The sequence below is a fragment of the Nocardia sp. AB354 genome (assembly GCF_049538315.1).
Taxonomy (GTDB): Bacteria; Actinomycetota; Actinomycetes; order Mycobacteriales; family Mycobacteriaceae; genus Nocardia; species Nocardia nova.
This window is the reverse complement of sequence record NZ_JBMVFU010000008.1, coordinates 1-17,890: the sequence shown is the minus strand read 5'-3', so window position 1 is coordinate 17,890 and position 17,890 is coordinate 1. Positions and strand designations below refer to the sequence as shown.

At 69.5% G+C, this 17,890-nt stretch carries 17 protein-coding genes; 10 read left to right on the top strand and 7 right to left on the bottom strand.

The window, feature by feature from the left end:
- The first annotated feature begins 118 nt into the window (after window positions 1-118).
- The 7 genes from ACPCUW_RS13445 to ACPCUW_RS13415 all read left to right on the top strand — a co-directional run bounded on the left by ACPCUW_RS13445 (window position 119) and on the right by ACPCUW_RS13415 (window position 8,216).
- Window positions 119-1,177, top strand: coding sequence for an enoyl-CoA hydratase/isomerase family protein (locus ACPCUW_RS13445; RefSeq protein ID WP_423425092.1), 1,059 nt, complete (start codon window positions 119-121; stop codon window positions 1,175-1,177).
- 36 nt (window positions 1,178-1,213) lie between these two features.
- Window positions 1,214-2,542: a CoA transferase gene (locus ACPCUW_RS13440; RefSeq protein WP_423425091.1), complete on the top strand. Its 1,329-nt coding sequence runs from the start codon at window positions 1,214-1,216 to the stop codon at window positions 2,540-2,542.
- Entirely contained in the window at window positions 2,536-3,918 is a 1,383-nt protein-coding gene (locus tag ACPCUW_RS13435; RefSeq protein WP_423425089.1) for an amidohydrolase family protein, read from the top strand. Before ACPCUW_RS13440 ends, ACPCUW_RS13435 begins: the two co-directional genes overlap by 7 nt.
- A 159-nt stretch (window positions 3,919-4,077) precedes the next feature.
- Window positions 4,078-5,328: an amidohydrolase family protein gene (locus ACPCUW_RS13430; protein ID WP_063031931.1), complete on the top strand. Its 1,251-nt coding sequence runs from the start codon at window positions 4,078-4,080 to the stop codon at window positions 5,326-5,328.
- Window positions 5,329-5,375: 47 nt separating this feature from the next.
- A complete protein-coding gene (locus ACPCUW_RS13425) occupies window positions 5,376-5,678 on the top strand; it encodes a hypothetical protein (protein WP_423425087.1) in 303 nt (100 codons plus the stop codon).
- 157 nt (window positions 5,679-5,835) lie between these two features.
- The gene (locus ACPCUW_RS13420) at window positions 5,836-6,969 is read left to right on the top strand and encodes an acyl-CoA dehydrogenase family protein (protein ID WP_423425085.1); all 1,134 of its coding nucleotides are present in this window, start codon (window positions 5,836-5,838) and stop codon (window positions 6,967-6,969) included.
- Window positions 6,966-8,216, top strand: a complete 1,251-nt coding sequence (locus tag ACPCUW_RS13415) for an acyl-CoA dehydrogenase family protein (protein WP_305780459.1) — start codon at window positions 6,966-6,968, stop codon at window positions 8,214-8,216. The genes ACPCUW_RS13420 and ACPCUW_RS13415 overlap by 4 nt, the downstream gene beginning before the upstream one ends.
- Here ACPCUW_RS13415 and ACPCUW_RS13410 read toward each other — a convergent pair.
- Window positions 8,213-9,199 carry a zinc-binding dehydrogenase gene (locus tag ACPCUW_RS13410; RefSeq protein WP_423425084.1) on the bottom strand — a complete coding sequence of 329 codons (987 nt, stop codon included), beginning with the start codon at window positions 9,197-9,199 and terminating at the stop codon, window positions 8,213-8,215. The genes ACPCUW_RS13415 and ACPCUW_RS13410 overlap by 4 nt on opposite strands.
- A gap of 84 nt (window positions 9,200-9,283) precedes the next feature.
- Here ACPCUW_RS13410 and ACPCUW_RS13405 point away from each other — a divergent pair, with 84 nt between their 5' ends.
- On the top strand, window positions 9,284-9,943 hold the full coding sequence (locus ACPCUW_RS13405; RefSeq protein ID WP_197039919.1) for a TetR/AcrR family transcriptional regulator: 660 nt from the start codon (window positions 9,284-9,286) through the stop codon (window positions 9,941-9,943).
- Between the two features lie 15 nt (window positions 9,944-9,958).
- Window positions 9,959-10,573, top strand: coding sequence for an NUDIX hydrolase (locus ACPCUW_RS13400; RefSeq protein WP_423425083.1), 615 nt, complete (start codon window positions 9,959-9,961; stop codon window positions 10,571-10,573).
- A 15-nt stretch (window positions 10,574-10,588) separates the two neighbouring features.
- Here ACPCUW_RS13400 and ACPCUW_RS13395 read toward each other — a convergent pair whose 3' ends face one another.
- The 3 genes from ACPCUW_RS13395 to ACPCUW_RS13385 form a co-directional block, all read right to left on the bottom strand.
- Window positions 10,589-12,520, bottom strand: a complete 1,932-nt coding sequence (locus ACPCUW_RS13395; protein WP_423425081.1) for a M3 family metallopeptidase — start codon at window positions 12,518-12,520, stop codon at window positions 10,589-10,591.
- 86 nt (window positions 12,521-12,606) lie between these two features.
- Window positions 12,607-13,149 (bottom strand): phosphatase PAP2 family protein, encoded by a 543-nt coding sequence (locus ACPCUW_RS13390; protein WP_423425080.1) that lies wholly within the window; start codon window positions 13,147-13,149, stop codon window positions 12,607-12,609.
- An 86-nt stretch (window positions 13,150-13,235) separates the two neighbouring features.
- Window positions 13,236-14,498: an epoxide hydrolase family protein gene (locus tag ACPCUW_RS13385; protein ID WP_305780561.1), complete on the bottom strand. Its 1,263-nt coding sequence runs from the start codon at window positions 14,496-14,498 to the stop codon at window positions 13,236-13,238.
- 102 nt (window positions 14,499-14,600) lie between these two features.
- On the opposite strand from ACPCUW_RS13385, the gene ACPCUW_RS13380 reads away from it, so the two are divergent.
- Window positions 14,601-15,170, top strand: coding sequence for a CGNR zinc finger domain-containing protein (locus ACPCUW_RS13380; protein WP_423425079.1), 570 nt, complete (start codon window positions 14,601-14,603; stop codon window positions 15,168-15,170).
- Between the two features lie 78 nt (window positions 15,171-15,248).
- On the opposite strand, the gene ACPCUW_RS13375 is transcribed toward ACPCUW_RS13380, so the two are convergent.
- From ACPCUW_RS13375 to ACPCUW_RS13365, 3 genes are all read right to left on the bottom strand, one after another.
- Window positions 15,249-16,193, bottom strand: coding sequence for an alpha/beta hydrolase (locus tag ACPCUW_RS13375; protein WP_423425077.1), 945 nt, complete (start codon window positions 16,191-16,193; stop codon window positions 15,249-15,251).
- Window positions 16,194-16,277: 84 nt separating this feature from the next.
- On the bottom strand, window positions 16,278-16,661 hold the full coding sequence (locus ACPCUW_RS13370) for a hypothetical protein (RefSeq protein ID WP_063013876.1): 384 nt from the start codon (window positions 16,659-16,661) through the stop codon (window positions 16,278-16,280).
- A gap of 1 nt (window position 16,662) precedes the next feature.
- The gene (locus ACPCUW_RS13365; protein ID WP_063013874.1) at window positions 16,663-17,823 is read right to left on the bottom strand and encodes a thiolase C-terminal domain-containing protein; all 1,161 of its coding nucleotides are present in this window, start codon (window positions 17,821-17,823) and stop codon (window positions 16,663-16,665) included.
- Between the last annotated feature and the right edge of the window lie 67 nt (window positions 17,824-17,890).

Below are 17,890 nucleotides of genomic sequence, written 5' to 3'. Positions count from 1 at the left end.
GAGCCGGCGCGGGCCGCCGCAGCGCCGAGCGCACGGGAATCGGTCCGGCCTGTTCCGGTTCCCGTGCGCGCATCCGGTTGCCCGCGAGCATTCGCGGCCTCACAGAACGGCGGTGACGATGACCACCAGCGCTGCTGACGCAGACCTGCGATTCGCCGACCTGAGCTTGGACCGCGACGGAAGGCCGCGACGGCCGCTCACCGTCGTCGACCTGGACGGACTGCGGCGCTCGAGTCCCGAACAGATCGCCGATATCGCCGGCTCGATCGCCACCGGCGCGGCACTCACCGTCGCCGTCGCCGGTGATCCGGTGCCGGCGCGGTTGCATCCGATTCTCGAGGCGGCGACCGTCTCGGTGAGCGAATTGCCGCTGCGGGACCGGCGCGTGGTCACGGTGACCGATTGCGCCGCCGCGGTGGAGATACTCGCCGCCGCCGTCGATCACGCGCCCCGGGCGGCGCTGGCCTGCGGTCACCTGCTGCGGCAGACTCCCGCGCTGCCCACCCTCCCGGCGCTGGCCGCCGAAGCGGCGGTCTACTCGATGTTGCTGGGCGGCACGGAATTCCGCGATTGGCTCGAGGCTCGGGGACCGGCCCGGACACCGGACGAGGAATCCGGCGAGCTGGTCCGGATCGACCGCGCGGGCGGTGAACTCGCCATCGTGCTGGATCGGCCGCGCCGCCGCAACGCGCTCAGCGCCCGCCTGCGCGAGGAACTGCTCACGGCCGCGCAGGTCGCCGAGGCCGACCCGAGTATCACCTCGGTCCGGCTCGCGGGCGCGGGACCGGCCTTCTGCAGCGGCGGCGACCTCGACGAATTCGGTTGTGCGACAGACCCGGTGGCCGCCTATCTGGTGCGCCTGGACCGGGCGCCGTGGCGGGTGCTGGACCGCCTGTCCGCCCGGTTGCGAATCGATACCCACGGCGCCTGTGTCGGCGCGGGTGCCGAGATCGCCGCGTTCAGCGGCATCGTCACCGCGGCGCCGGGCACCTGGTTCCGCTTCCCGGAGGTCGGTATGGGCCTGGTCCCGGGCGCGGGCGGCACGGTGAGCGTGCCGCGCCGGATCGGGCGCTGGCGGGCCGCCTGGGCGATGCTCACCGGCGCCACCATCGACGTCGACACCGCCCTGCGCTGGGGCCTGGTGGATCGCATCGAGCCCACCGGCGGGCCGTCGTAGCGACGGCCGCGCACACCCTCGCCGAGGAGGCCTGAGATGAACCATCCAGCCGCACTGTCCCCGCCGGCCACGCTCGCCCACCGGGTATCCGAACTGTGGCCGCCGCGTGCGACGGACGCCTCCCCGTCCGGGTGCGAGGTCTGTGGCTGGGCGGCGTCGGGAGCCATGGACCTCACCGGGCCCGCGGGCGGGCCGCCCGACATCTCCCCCGCGCCCGCCTTCGCCCGGCTGGGCGAGGTCCTGAGCCTGCTCGCGCGCACGACCGCCGCGCTGGGACGGGCGGTGCCGCTGGCTCCCGGTCCGGTACTCACCGCGCGGGCGGTCGACCACGGTTTCCGGCGCGCGGGCACACGCTCGGCGGGCGGGTCCACCCGCCTGCTGCGCACCGCCGACGGCTGGTGCGCACTGACCCTGTCGCGCCCCGACGATATCGCCGCCGTGCCCGCGATCATCGGCGCCCACCGGACCCGCGACCACTGGAAAGCGTTGGCGCAGTTCGCCGTCGACGTCTCCGCCGCCGACCTCGCCGACCGCGCCCAACTGCTCGGAGTCCCGGCCGCCGCCCTTCCCCCCGGCGGACCGAAGGCCGATCCGGGCACGCCACCGTGGCAGCTGTCCCGGCTCGCGGCGCCGGCACCCTGGCGAGACCTGACCGGGCGGCTGGTGGTGGACCTGTCCTCGATGTGGGCGGGGCCGCTGTGCGCCCATATTCTCGGCCGGGCCGGGGCACGGGTGATCAAGGTGGAGAGTCCGCATCGGCCCGACGGTGCGCGGGCGGATCACCGTTTCTTCGACCCCCTGCACGCCGGACAAGAATTCCGCACCGTCGACTTTCGCACCGATTCCGGGCGAGACGAATTGGCGGCGCTGCTGGCGGCCGCCGACATCGTGATCGAGGCCTCCCGCCCCCGCGCGCTGGCGCAACTGGCGCTCGGGCCCGACCGGCGCGGGCTGCGTCCCGGCCAGATCTGGGTCGGTCTCACCGGCTACGGCCGATCCGAGCCGATCCGGGTGGCCTTCGGCGACGACGCGGCGGTGGCCGGCGGGCTCGTCGGCACCGGACACGGCATGCCGGTGTTCTGCGCGGATGCGATCGGCGACCCGCTCTCGGGAATCGCTGCGGCACTGGCGGTCTGCGCGGCCGTACGGGCGGGCGGCGGTGTCCTGGCCGACGTCTCGATGCGCTCGGTCACGGCCGCTTTCGCCGCCGCGCCACCGCGCTGCGCGGGCCCGCACCGGGTCTTCACCCATGATGGGCGCTGGCAGGTCCGGTGCGCGCACACCGGACACACGCAGGCAGTCCTGTCCCCGCGCTCCGCACAGACGCACGCCGAGTCCGCATTCCCGGGTGGTGTCGCATGTTGATTCGCAACGCCGCCGTCTTCGGCAGCGCTCACACCGATATCCGCTGCGAACGCGGCACCATCACCGAATGCGGGCGCGGTCTGCGGCCACAGGCCGGCGAGGACGATATCGACGCGCGCGGCGGATGGCTGGTGCCCGGCCTGCACGACCATCACATCCACCTGCGCTCACTCGCCGCGCGCTCCGAGTCGATCCCGGTGGGACCGGACCGGATTCACGGCCCGCACGCACTGGCGGCACGTCTGCGGGAGGCCGCACGCCGGACACCCGGACATGCCTGGATCCGCGCCGTGGACTACCACGACGATGTCGCCGGGGCGATCGACCGGTGGGCGCTGGACCGCATGGATGTCGGGCGGCCGGTGCGGGTGCAGCATCGTTCCGGCGCGCTGTGGATCCTCGATTCCCACGCCTGCGCCCTGCTCGAGGTCGACAACTGTCATCTGCCGGGGGTGGAACGTGATCCGCAGGGCCGGGTCACGGGCCGGCTGTGGCGAATGGACACCTGGCTCGGCGACCGGCTCGGCTGCCTGGCACCGGACCCGGCCCCCGTCTCGGCGGTGGCCGCGGCACGCGGAATCACCGGATTCACCGATGCCACACCGGATCTCACCCGGCCCGAGGTCGGCACGCTGGCCGCCGCGGTGCTGGACGGGCGCATCGTGCAGCGCGTCTACTGTATGGCCGAACCCGATATCGAGGATCCGCACGTCGAGCGTTTCCGTCTGGGGCCCACCAAAATTCTGCTCGACGACACCGCCCTGCCGGACCTCGACGATTTCGTGGTGCGGCTGCGCCGGTTGCACAGTGCGGGGCGGGCCGCGGCGGTGCACTGCGTCACCCGGGTCCAGCTGATCCTGACCATGGCCGCCCTCGATCTGGCCGGGGTGGTGCCCGGCGACCGCATCGAACACGGTGCCGTCGTTCCCGCCGAGGTGCTGACCTGGTTGCGCCGCAACGATATTCCGGTGATCACCCAACCGCATTTCCTGATCGAGCGCGCCGCCCAGTACGCCCGCGAGGTGCCCGCCGAGGACCGGTCCGATCTGTGGCGGCTCGGTTCGCTGCTCGCCGCGGGCGTCGGGGTGGCGGCCGGGACCGACGCGCCCTTCGGCGACCCGGACCCCTGGGCGGTGGTGCGCGCCGCCACCGATCGCGGCCCGGGCAGACCGGCGGAGGCGCTGTCACCGGTCACCGCGTTGTCGCTGTTCTTCGGCACCGCCGCCAGGCCGCATATTCCCCGCACCATCGCCACGGGCCACAACGCCGATCTGACCCTGCTGCGCGTTCCGCCCACCGAACTCGGCGAGGTGCTCGACTCGTCGCTTGTGGCCGCCACGATCGTCGCCGGGCAGGTCGTCTATCGGGCGACGTAGCGGGCAAGGCGGAATCGGCCGTTTGCCGTGCGGACGCTGAATCGGGTGTATCGTCGCAGCCAAATAGGAGAGTATGATTCTCCATAACAGAGATTCATCATCTCGCACTGCCGCCCGCCGCGCCGGGCCGCCGCCGTCCGCACCAGCACGAGGAACCTCATGAATATCGATGACATGATCCTGGTCAGCATCGACGACCACGTGGTCGAGCCGGCCGACATGTTCGACCGGCATACGCCGAAGAAGTACGCCGAGTACGTGCCACAATTGCTCACCAACGAGCAGGGCATCGATCAGTGGACCTATCGCGGCCGGCCGGTCGGCGTCACCGGGCTCAACGCGGTCGTCGGCTGGCCCAAGGAGGAGTGGGACAAGAACCCCACCCGCTACGCCGAGATGCGTCCGGGCGTCTACGACATTCACGACCGGGTCCGGGATATGAATGCCAACGGCGTGTTCGCCTCGATGTGCTTCCCGACCTTCGCCGGCTTCAGCGCGGGCCACCTGAGTCAGTTCAAGGACGAGATCACCGTGGCGATGATCCAGGCCTACAACAACTGGCACATCGACGAGTGGTGCGCCACCTATCCGGGCCGGTTCATCCCGAATGCCATTCTGCCGCTGTGGGATCCGCAACTGGCGGTGGCGGAGATCCAGCGGGTGGCGGCCAAGGGATTCCACGGCGTGACCATGTCGGAGATTCCGCACGTGGAGGGTCACCCGTCCTATCACGACATCGAGTACTGGGGTCCGGTGTTCGCCGCGCTCGCCGATACCGGCCTGGTGATGAACCTGCACATCGGGCCCGGCTTCGGCGCCCTGCGCATGGCCCCGGACGCGCCGATCGACAATCTGATGGTCCTGGCGCCCAGCGTGTCCCAGATCGCGGTCCAGGATCTGCTGTGGGGCCCCGCGCTGCGCAGCTATCCGGGATTGAAGGTGGCGCTGTCCGAGGGCGGCATCGGCTGGATCCCGTATTTCCTCGACCGCTCGGACCGCCACTACACCAACCAGAAGTGGCTGCGCCGCGACTTCGGCGGGAAGATGCCCTCGGATGTGTTCCGCGAGCACGTCATGGCCTGCTATGTCACCGACAAGACCTCGTTGAAGCTGCGGCACGAGATCGGCATCGACATCATCGCGTGGGAATGCGACTACCCGCATTCGGATTCGCTGTGGCCCGACGCCCCGGAATTCGTCCTGGCCGAACTCGAGGCGGCGGGCGCCGACGACGCCGACATCTCCAAGATCACCTGGCAGAACGCCTGCCGGTTCCTGAATTGGGAACCGTTCGCGCACATCCCGCGCGAGCAGGCGACCGTCGGCGCGCTGCGCGCCCAGGCCGCCGATGTCGATCTGACCGTACGGCCCCGCAAGGAATGGGCCGAACTGTACGCCCAGCGCGCCTGACGGCGCCAAAGCGGTTGTCCCCCACCACCGATCGTTAGGCACACACCATGCAGATGCTGGTCTTCTCCACCCCGCGCGAGGGCATGGACGACGAATACAACACCTGGTACAACGACGTGCACATTCCCGAACTACTGCAGATCGAGGACATCCGTTCGTGTTCGCGGTATCGGGCCCCGCAGCTCGAGGGACAGGGCGCCACGCACCGGTATCTGGCGGTCTACGAGATCGACGGCGACGCCGGGGCGGTCCTCGAGCAGTTGCGCGCCAACTCGGCGGAAGGCCGATCCACCCTCAGCCCGGCGATCGACCCGAAGGCCACCCAGATCACCTTCTGGGAACCGCTGTAGAAACTCCGGTCGACACCCCGGGGTGTCGACCGGCCACCACTCCCATCGGCGACGCGCCGGCCTCTCGACGTCGCCGATGGGTGCCCCGCCTCCCGCGAACTCGATATCCGCACACCTCACCGGGTTCGCGGGAGGCCCTTGCGTAAGGACCGCATTCGTGACTGCCGCCCCCACCGCCGACCAACGGCTGTTCCGGACCACCACCCGCGACTTTCTCGCCGCCACCGTGCCCGTGGACACGGTGCGCCGCCTCGCCGACTCCCCCGACGGCTTCGATCGGGACTGGTGGCGGCGCGGCGCCGAGCTGGGCTGGACCGCACCCCTGGTCCCCGAACGGCTCGGCGGCGGCGCGGTATCGGACACGCCGATGGCCGACCTCGCACTGCTCGCCGAGGAATTCGGGCGCGCGTGCGCCCCCGGGCCGCTGCTCGCGGTGAATGCCACGCTGACCGGATTGCTCGGCAGCACAGGGGATTTCGACGCGGCGATCGCGGACGTCCTCGCCGGAGCCGCGATCGCGACCTGGGCCCACTACGAACCGGGCACGGGTCCGGCTCCCGCCACCTTCGACACCGTGGCCACGCCGGACGGTGCCGGGTACCGGCTGTCGGGGGTGAAGGATCGCGTCGAATATGGCGCCCAGGCCGATCTGCTGATCGTCGACGCCCGGGGGCCCGAGGGCCCGGTGCAGCTCCTCGTCGCCACGGACGCGCCCGGTGTCACCGTCACCCCGGTGTGGACCCTGGATATCGTGCGTCGCACGGCCACAGTCGTTTTAGACGACGTATCCGTCGCCTCGGACGCCGTGGTGCAGCGCGATCCCGAAGCCGCCGCAGCCGCCGCCGAGGCGCAACTGCTCGTGGCCGCCACGCTGAGCGCGGCGGAGATGGCCGGAGCCGCGCAGCGAGCCTTCGAGGCCACGGTGCAGTGGATGTTCGACCGCTACACCTTCGGCCGTCCGCTCGCCTCGTATCAGGCGCTCAAACACCGGGCCGCCGACATCGCCACCACCCTGGAGGCATGCCGGGCCACCTCCTGGGCCGCGGCCGCGAGCTTCGGCGACGACACCATCGACACGGCCGAGGCGGTCGGCGTCGCGAAATCCTTCGTCGGCGCCACGGCCGGCGAGATCGTGCAGGAATGCGTGCAGATCCACGGTGGGCTCGGCGTCACCTGGGAACACGATCTGCATCTGTATCTGCGCCGGGTCACGCTCGGACGCGCCCTGTACGGCACCCCGGCCGAACACCGGCGCCGGCTCACCGATCTGCTGGAGACGATCCCCGCATGAGCACCACCGAATCCGCCACCACCACAACCGAATCGGTCGACAGTTTCCGCGACCGCGCCCGTCGCTGGTTGCGGGACACGCTGCCGCCGGCGCCGCCGGTCCGTTCGGGTGAGCAGAAATCGCCGGAGGTGTGGGCCCGCGCTCGCGAACTGCAGCGCATTCTCTACGACGGCGGCTTCGCCGGGATCTGCTTTCCCGCCGAATACGGCGGCCTGGGCCTGAGCCCGGCCCATCAGCGCGCCTTCACCGAGGAGTCACGCCCGTACGAGATGCCGCTGGCGCTCAATATCCCGACCCTCACCATCTGCGCCGCAACACTTCTCGACATGGGAAGCGAGGAGCAGAAACGCACCCACATCGCCGCCGCGCTGCGCGGTGAGGAGCTGCTGGTGCAATTCCTGTCCGAACCGCGCGGCGGATCCGACCTGGCCGGCCTCACCACCCGCGCCGATCGTGACGGTGAGGAGTGGGTGCTGAACGGGTCCAAGATCTGGAGTTCGGGCGCCTATGCCGCCGACTATGCGCTGTGTCTGGCCCGCACCGACTGGCAGCTGCCCAAACACGCCGGGCTGACCATGTTCCTGGTGCCGGTGCACTCCCCCGGACTGACCATCCGCCGGATCACCCAGGTCGACGGGTCCACCGAATTCTGTCAGGAGTTCTTCGACGATGTCCGGATCCCGGCCGATGCCGTGGTCGGCGAGGTCGACGGCGGCTGGGCCGTCGCGAGCCGGTTGCTGCAGCACGAACGCAGCGCGGTCGGTGGCGCCTCCCCGTACGCCAGCGGCGTGGGCCAGCACAGTGGCCGCGATGTGCGCGCCCTCATCGAGATCGCCCGGCGCACGGGACAACTCGCCGACCCGCGCGTGCGCGAGGACATCGGCGAAGCGCATGCGATGAATCTGGTTCACGACCAGCTCATCGCCCATGTCGGCGCCCGCATCGCCGCCGGCGATCTGGCTCCCGCGGCCGGTTCGATCGTGCGCCTGTTCAGCGCCCGCAATTCGTGGCTGCAGTCCGATGCCGCCCTGCGCATCGCCGGCGCCGCCGCCGCGACCGGCGACCCGGGCGACGAACCCGGCCTCGGCCGAGCCGGCCAGGAGTACCTCTACCGGCAGGCCTGGAGCCTCGCCGGGGGCAGCACGGAAATGGCCCGCAACATCATCAGTGAACGCGTCCTGGGCATGCCCCGTGAGGACGCCGCCGACCGGGATGTGCCGTTCGATCAGGTGCGGCGGGGGCGTTAGGCCGGCGCCGGCCGGTTCCGCGGCGGCGTGAGCACGAGCCTGCCGAAGACCTCACCGGCCGCCATCCGGCGATGGGCGAGCACCGCCTGGTCCAAGGAAAGTTCGTCGTGCACAACCGCTTTCAAGTCACCGCGGGCGGCCGCGCCGAACAGTTCGGCGGTCGCGGTGCGACGCTCGCCCCACGGTACGGTGTCGGCGCTGAAGGTGGCGAACGACATCGACTTCTTGAAGGCGGCGATCATTTCCATGCCGAAATCCGCGGGCGGCAGCCCACCTGTCGCCCCGACGGCCACCATCCGGCCGTTCGGTGCGAGCCTGGCGAAGAAGGGCGGCAACTCCGCCCCGGCGACGATATCGATGACGACGTCATAGGCGGCGGGAGCCTTCGCGTCGCCCGCACCGGACCGGTCCAGCACATGGGTCGCCCCGAGGTCGCGCAGGCGTTCGCCGCGCGCGGCCGACGAGGTGGTGACCGCGACCGCCCCGGCGCCGAGGCGCACCGCCAACTGGACCGCCATGACCCCAATGCCGCCGCCCGCACCCCGCACCAATACCGACTCGCCCTGCGCGAAACCGGCGTGGCGCAGGGCGAAGCGCGCCACCATCCCGCAGGTGCCCAGCGTCACCGCCTGCGCGGCGGACAGGCCCGCCGGCAGTGCGACGAGCGAATCCGCCCGCACGGCGGCATATTCCACGTAACCACCACCTTCGCCGGTGAATGCCCACACCCGCCGTCCGGTCCATGCGGGGTCGACACCGTCGCCCACGGCCACCACGGTTCCGGCGACCTCGCTGCCGGGAACATGGCCCGGTGCGAATCCGTAACCGGCCGGCCCGCCACGACGGATCAGGACATCCACTCCGCCGACACCGATCGCCTCGGTGGCGATCACGACCTGTCCCGCGCCCGCGATCGGATCGGGCACCTCGGCCACCGTCAGCACCTCGGGTCCGCCGAACGCTTCGATGATCACTGCTTTCACTGCTCTGCTCCGTCTTCTGTCCGCTCGAGCATCGACAGGCGGACCGTAACGGACGCCTGCGTCCGTTTAGCTAAAGTGAGAGTGGTGACCAGGCGTTCGTCTCACTCTCTGCGTTCGGATGCGCGGGACAATCGCGCCCGCATCCTCGACGCGGCGCGTGCGGTATTCCTCACCCAGGGCCTCGACGTGCCGATCCGGGAGGTGGCGCGTCGCGCCGAGGTCGGTCCCGCCACCCTCTATCGCCATTTCCCGACCAAGGAACTGCTGGTCGCCGAGGCGTTCACCGATCAGATGCACGCGTGCCGGTCCATCGTGGACGAAGGTCTGCGCAACCCGGACCCGTGGCAGGGTTTCTGCGGTGCCGTGGAGAAACTGTGCGAGATGTATGCCCGCGACCGAGGTTTCACCGCAGCCTTCATGTCCACCTTCCCGCACGCGATGGACTTCGCGGCGTTGCGTACCGCCACGCTGGCGGCCACGGCCGAACTGCTCCGCCGCGCCAAGGCCACCGGCCGGCTGCGTCCGGAGGTCGTGCTGGACGACCTGCTCTTGATGATCATGGCCAACAACGGCATTCAGGCGCGGACACCGGAGGCCCGAGTCGCGGCGTCGCGGCGCTTCGCCGCATTCATGATCGACGGTTTCCGGACCTCGGCCGAATCCTCCCCGTTACCACCGGTTCCGCTGCTGACGCCCGGCGCGGGTCCAGCGTCCGAGACGGACCGCCCGCCCGGACGTCGGTGATGACACTATCGAGGAATGAGGAGTGTGCAGAATTTCCGGGACCTCGCCACGGCGCATCTGCGCGAGTTCGGGTTCCGCACGACGCTCGATGCACCGGGAATTCGCCGGGCCACCGTCGTGCTGTGCGTACTCGAACACGACGGGCACCCCTGCGTGATCGTGATCAAGCGGGCCTATCGCGGCCGCAACGCCGGCCAGTGGGCGCTGCCCGGCGGGCGGGTCGACGGTGACGAAAGCGCGATCGCGGCGGGGTTACGGGAATTGCACGAGGAGGTCGGCCTGGTCGCCTCGCCCACCGATGTCCTCGGCCGGCTCGACGATTTCCCGGCGGCGTCCGGTTTCGCGATCACTCCCATCGTCGTCGCCCTCGACGATCCCGGGGCCCTCGACCCCAACGCCGACGAGGTGCACGCCGTTCACTTCGTTCGGCTCGACCGCCTCGCCGCCGACGAGGTGCCGCACTGGGTCGACCGGACGGACGGCTCCCGGCTGCTGCAACTCAGGATCGGCGACTCGATGACCATCCACGCACCGACCGGCGCCATACTGCTGCAATTCCGCGACGTCGTGCTCCTCGGCCGCGAAACCCGGGTGGCGGACCTGCTGCAACCCGACTGGACGCACAACTGACGACGTACGCCCCGTTCACGACACCGTATGCGGCGTGGGTGCACGGTCCAGCCAGGCCGCGAACGCGTCGAAGGTGAAGGGGCGTCCGAGGAAGTCGGCCACCGAATCCGCCGCGTCGCGCGAACCCCCCGGTGCCAGGATCCGGTCCCGGTAGCGTTGCGCCACAACGGGATCGAACAGGTCGCCGGCGTCGAACGCGGAGAACAGATCCTTCGCGATCACCAGGCTCCACAGATAGGTGTAGTACGCGGAGGTGTAGCCGGCCAGGTGCCCGAACGAGGCTTGGAAATGGGTCTGCGGCACCTCGGCGATCCCGCTGTGCCGCGTCACGGCATCGACGACCACCGGGTCGTGGTCGGCGGGCCGGTCCTGGTGCAGCAGATAGGACACCTCGGTGTAGCCGACCTGTGTGAGGACCGAAACGCCCTTGCCGAATTCTTTCGCCGCCCGCATGCGGTCCACCAGTTCGGCGGGGATGGGCGCCCCGGTCTCGTCGACGGCGAAGGTGGCGAGAACGGTTGCGTCCCACGCCCATTCCTCCAGCATCTGCGACGGGGCCTCGACGAAGTCCCATTCCGTGGCGACCCCGGAGAAGCGCGCCCAGTCCTGGTGGCCGCCCACGACGTGGTGGATCAGGTGCCCGAACTCGTGGAACAGTGTGACGACGTGCTGATGTTCCATCAGTCCGCGCGAGAAGTTGCACACCAGCACGCCCTCGGGCAGGAGTTTTCCGGCGACACCGCCGACGAGGTCGAATTGCGCGGCGTGCTTGTATTTGCCCTCGCGGGGATGCAGGTCCAGATAGATCCGCCCGCGTCGTTCACCGTCGGCGTAGACGTCGTAGACGGTGACGTCCTCGTGCCAGCGCGGGACGTCGACGGGTCGATACTCCAGTCCGAAGAGGCCGCCGGTGACTTCGAGCAGACCGGCTCGCACGCGCGGGAAATCGAAGTAGCGGCGCACCTCCCGGGCGTCGACGTCGTACTGTTCGCGGCGCACGAGTTCGGTGTAGTAGCCGACCTCGGAGCGGTCGATGCTCGTGGCGGTGGGCTCGTCCTCGCGGCGCCGGGCGAGCAGTGTCTCGAGGTCGCGCCCGCCCGCGGCGTCGGCGGCGCTCGCGATGCGCTCGATGAATTCCGCGATGGCGTGCCCACTACCGATCATCTTGACGTCGGCGTCGTAATCGGGCCAGCTGTCGAAGCCGAGCAGCCGTGCCTTCTCGGCACGAAGATCCAGAATCTCGTGCAGCACAGCGTCGTTGGCGGGCCAGCCGCGGCTCTCGAACTCCACGGTGAGGGCGCGGCGCGCCTCGGCGTCCCGGGCGTAGGTGCGAAACGGCAGATAGTCCGGATAGTCGGTGGTGACCGTGACGAGTCCGTCCGCCCCGGGCGGATGCGCGGTGACGAAATCCGCTGGCAGCCCGTCGAGTCGGCCGGGTGAGACCCGGATCGAGCGGACGTCTTCGCGGATGGTGCGGCCGAATTCCTGTTCCAGTACGGTGAGCCGCTCGGAGATCGCCCGGAGCCGGTCCCGGGTCGGCTCGTCGCGGTCCACACCGCTGCGCCGGAAATCGCGCAGGACATGCTCGCGCATGCGCGCCGACACCTCGTCCAGGCTCGCGGAGTCGGTGGCGGCGACGATGTCGTAGAGATCGCGGTCGAGATCGCGCGCGGTCCGGGCTCGATCGACCTCTTGCACCAATTCCTCGGCCGGTCCGCGCACCCCGGGGTCGGGGTGGACTTCGGCGAACAGGTGCGCGGCCGAATCGGCCCCGCGCAGCGCGATGTCGGCGTCGTTCCACAGTTCGAGCACGCCGGCGGTGTCGCCGGGTGTCGCGGCCTTCAGCTGCGCCACCGTTTCCGCCGCGGTCCGCAGCCGGCCGCGGACGTAATCGCCGAGCCAGTCCGGCCACTCGGCCGAGGGCAGTGCAAGCGGTTCGCTACTCATGCCCCGACTCTAACCGCGGCCGGGATCTCCCGGACTGCGAGGTGAAACGAGAATTTCCCTAGTCAAACGCTGCGGCCGAGACCGTGTCAAGGTCCCGGCGGACGGTTGCCCGGAAGCCGACCGGTGGAATGCACCCGAGTGGCAACCTCGGGGGTGCCGAGGATTCCGCTCGCGGGCGCTGCCAATTTGCGGATACGTCGAGAGGCGACTCTTGCCACCATCATGACAATTCCGGCAACTGCCGCGCCCAGACCCCAACCGGCCAGCACATCCGCCGGCCAGTGCGCCCCCAGGTAGACCATAGCGATACCGATGGAGGCGAGGAGCGCGGCGATGACGCCTCCCACCCAGCGCCGGTGCTCCGCCGGCCAGGGCAGGACCGAATAGGCGATGACCGCGACAGCGGCCGTCATCGCGGCCACGGTCGAGGGCATCGAGAACGCACCGACATGAACGACCGAGACGTCCACCGGTGGGCGCTCCCGGCGGATCATATGCTTCAGAGCCCTGGCCGCCGACTGCGCCGCCACTACCGACACGGCGATCGTAATCCCCTGCCACCACCAGCGTTTCGCGGCCACGACAACCATGCCCGCGATCCCGGCCGCGGCTATGACCGTATTGCTCATCCCGGCATCCGTTGCCACCCGCGCCACCGTTGTCAAAGCCGGTGTCCTATGCAGCGAAACCCACCGCAGGATAGTCATGTCCAGACTCACGATGGATATTCTGCGCTTTCGCGCGAACTCGGGAGAACGCTCGATCCGCAGCGCGTGGGCAGACCGGCGGCCGACACTGCGGCCAGGCCTTCCCGCAGGTCGTTCACGAAATACTCGGGAACTTCCAGCGACGGGAAATGTCCGCCGAATTCGGGTGCGTTCCATCGGACGATCCGCCGGTACCGCTCCTGTGCCCAGGGGCGCGGGCATTTTTCGATGTCGCGGGGGTACATGGTGATTGCCGACGGGACGTCGACTCGGAGGTCGGGGTCGAGCGAGTTGTGGCTTTCGTAATAGATGCGGGCTGCCGATGCGCCGGTGCGCGTCAGCCAATACAGGGTGACGTCATCGAGAATGCGATCTTTGGAGATCGTTTCGAACGGGCTGTCGTCGGTGTCGCTCCACTCGGCGAACTTGTCGAGGATCCAGGCGAGGAGTCCGACCGGTGAGTCGAGGAGCGAGTAGCCGATGGTCTGTGGCCGGGTGGCCTGCTGCTTCGCGTATGCGGCGCGGTGGCGCCAGAAATGACGGGTTTCCTCGGCCCACTCGCGTTCGGCCGCGGTCAGCCCGTCCGTTGTCGATCCGGGCGGGGCCTCGGCGAACAGCGAATGGATGCCGAGCACATGTTCCGGGAACCTGCCGCCGAGAACGGTCGTGATGTTGCCTCCCCAGTCGCCGCCGTGGGCCAGGAACCGGCTGTAGCCGAGCCTTTCCATCAGTTCCACCCATGCGGCGGCGATCTTTTCGGTGCCCCACCCGGTGGTGGCCGGTTTATCGCTGTAACCGAAGCCCGGTAGCGAGGGGACCACGACATGGAACGCCGGCGCGGAGGCGTCCTTCGGGTCTGCCAAATCGTCCACCACGTCGATGAATTCGACGATGCTGCCCGGCCAGCCGTGCGTCAGGATCAGGGGAATCGCATCCGGGCGCGCGGATCGCCGGTGCAGGAAGTGGATTCCCAGGCCGTCGATTGCCGTGCGGTACTGGCCGATTCGATCGAGACGCTCCTCGAACGAACGCCAGTTGTATTCGGTGCGCCAGTAATTCACGACCTCGACGAGGTCGGCGAGTGGAACTCCCTGCGCCCATCGCCCGGGGCCGGGCGCGGCGCTAGCGACCGTCTCGGCCTCCGGTAGGCGCGCGGCGGTCAATCGAGCGCGCAGATCGTCGAGTTCGGCGTCGGTTGCGTGGGCTTCGAACGGCTCTACGTCAGTGGGGTCGGGAGTGGAAACCGGATCGAGGTGGCCGAGCGCGGACATGAGACCTCCTGGTCGTCGCGGAGCCGGCTCCGGACTGCGCGAACCGGCTACGACGGTTCTAACATGCACTGGCGACAGGCTGCAACCAGCTAAGGTGGTTCCATGCCTGCTGGGTTTCCTGATTTCCGCCTCGGCACCGTGCTGGCGACGAGCTTCACGGGAACTTTGTCGGAGCGTCACGGTGATCGGGTGGAACGCATCCCGACGCCGCAGCGACTCGTCGATTGGCTGGCGGTGAACGAGCTGACCGTGGACTCCTGCACCACCGCCCAGCTCGAGCTGGCCCAGGAACTACGGGAGGCAATTCACGCCGCCGCGACAGCGGCCGCGATTCACGACCCACTCCCCGCACATGCCGTCCGAATCATCAACGACCGCAGCCTTCAGGGCCGGGCCACGGCAATCCTGACACCCGAGGGCACACGGCGATGGCGACTTACCTCGCCGTCCTGCGTCGAAGACGCCCTGGGCGTGATCGCCGCCGACGCGATCAACATCATCGCGGGCGAACGAGACGGAAAACTGGCCTTGTGCGCATCACCGACCTGCCGCGCCGCCTTCTTCGACACCAGCCGGAGCCGCACCCGCAAATGGTGTGACATGAACACCTGCGGAAACCGCCAGAAGAAGGCGCGCTTCAACGCCGCCCACCGCAAGGACACCCGAAGCTGAGGACACGGAAGCTCCTGCGTCGTGGCCGAAGCTGAACTGCACGAGCGTCGTCACGCAACGTGGTCGCAGAGACGACGATCAGCGATGCGCGCGTTCGTGAACCGTCAACCCCATCGTCGTCGCCAGCCAGCGGCGAGACCGTGCGTGGAATTCGCGAGCGAGGCCCGCGCCCGGCGCCCAGCTGTCGAAACCGTGGGGCGCGCCGGGGACGACGTCGAGTTCGACCGGCACGCCCGCCGCGCGCAGACGCTCCGCGTAGGCGACGTCCTCGTCGTGGAACAGGTCGATGGTGCCGACGCCTATCCAGGTCGGCGGGGTGCCGGTGAGGTCGACGCGACGGGCAGCTACGGCGAAATCGGGCACGGTGGCGCTGCCGGGTGGGGCGGCGAGGTAGCTGCCCCAGCCGTAGCGATTGTTGTCGTTGGTCCAGCCGAGATGGCGCAGGGCGTCCAGGTCGCGGCGTGCGGCGGTGTGGTCGTCGAGCATCGGCGCGCTCAACCACAGGGCGGCCGGGCGGGAGCCGCCGTCGGCGACGAGCCGCTGGCACAGGCAGGCGGCCAGGCCGCCGCCGGCGCTCTGCCCGCCGAGCACCACCCGCGCGGGATCGACACCGAATCGGGCGGCGTTGCGCTGCAACCACATCCATGCGATCCAGCAGTCCTGCAGTGGAGCCGGAAAGGGATATTCGGGTGCGAGGCGGTAGTCGACGGAGACGATCGTGACGCCGAGGTCGCGAGCGGTGACCGAACAGAAGGCATCGTCCTGGACCGGACTGCCGAGAACGTATCCGCCGCCGTGAATCCACAACACCGCAACCGGCGAAGAAGTGCCCGTGGGGCGATAGACACGCAGCGGTACGCGGCCGGCCGCGAGGTGCTCGATGCGCACGCCCGCTATTCGACGGGCGGGCCGATGCGCGGCGGCCAGGCGCACCAGGCGCAATGCCCAGCGGCGGCCGATCGTCAGCGGCGGCAACCAGCGCGCGGGTCCGCGCAGTTCCGGCGCTACGAGAGACAGGTCCATCGCGATCTCCTTCTCACACCCGAACGAAACTATAGTTCGGACAGGTGTCTCACAGCGGTCGATTGCCAGGGAGCGCAGCGGTATTCACCGCGGGCAGACGATTCGCACGGACGGCGGGCGCAGAAACTGCGATCGCGCGGGCACCACCGCGAGCAGGCTCTTGCGCCGCGCGAGGGCCACCGCGTGCCCGATGGCCCCGAAGGGCAGATGCTGCCAGGTCCAGTTACAGCCGTGCGGTGCCAGCAGCATCGCCGTCTGCGCGAAATCGGCGTGTTCGACCTGTTCGGCATCGACGAACATGCCGACCATGATCGAGCTCACCAGCGCCGGAGCCAGGGTGCCGTCACAGACGACATGCACGGTGCCGTCACGGCCGACATAGTGTGCGGCCCAATCCAATACGGCACGCCGCCGGGCCACGCGCCCGGTGACGAGCGCGACGACCTCGGATTCGCAGCGCGGGGACATCTCAGCCGTGGGGACCCTCCAGAATCGTCACCGCCGACACCGCCGTGGGGCCGCCGAGGTTGTGCGCCAACCCGATTCGCGCCCCGTCGACCTGATTAGCGGCATGGCCGCGCAGCTGCTCGAACAGTTCCACGCATTGCGCCACACCGGTGGCCCCCGGCGGGTGGCCCTTGGACTTCAAACCTCCGCTCGGGTTCACCGGCAGCGCACCGCCCACGCTGGTCGCGCCCGTGTCGACCAGTTTGCAGGCCTCGAAGCGGTCGGCGAAGCCGAGATCCTCGTAGCTGATCAATTCGATGCCGGTGAAGAAATCGTGCACCTCCGCGACATCGATATCGGCCGGAGTCAGTCCCGCCATCGCGAAGGCCTGTTTCGCCGCGCGCACCGTCGCCGGGAATGTGGTCATATCCCGTTTGTGCTGGTGCATCACCGAATCCAGGCCCAAACCCACTCCCCTGATCCAGACCGGCCGATCGGTGTAGCGATCCACTACGTCCTCGGCGGCGAGGATCAGCGCGGCGGCACCGTCGCTCTGCGGCGCGCAGTCGTACACGCCGAACGGGTCCACCACCATCGGCGCGGCGAGGGCCTGCTCCAGCGAGATCTCGAAACGTAAGCGCGCCTTCGGATTCGAGACGCCGTGCCGGTGGTTCTTCACCGCGATCATGCCCAGATGCTCGCGCCCGGCGGGCGATTCGTGCAGGTAGCGAGCGACGTGCAGGGCGAAGCCGGCCGGCGCGATCAGGCCGAGCGGGTAGTCCCACGCCATATCGCGGGTCATCGCCTCCCACTCCCACAACATGTCCTTGGAGGCGGTTTCGCGGAGTTTGTCCGCGCCGATCACCAGCGCCACATCATAGGCACCGGAGGCGATGCCGAACAGGGCGTTGCGCACCGCGTCGTTGCCTGTGGCACACGAATTCTCGACGCGGGTGACGGGCAGGTCCGGCACCCCGAGCACGTCGGCGAGAATGCCCGAGGGGAACCCGTCCGGGGTGCCCATCGCCCCGAACCACGCCGCCTGCAGGTCCGATTTCGCAACCCCCTTGTCCACCGACGCCGCACATTCGGCGAAGGCCATCGGCAGCAGATCCTTGATCCCGAGCGCGAAATGTTCGGCGAACGGCGTCATCCCGGCGCCGACCAGTGCCACCCGTCTCATACCGCCTCCGTAACCTGCGGGAGCGCCCGCACCCCGGTCGGCGCCACGAGCGCTGCGCGATTATGTC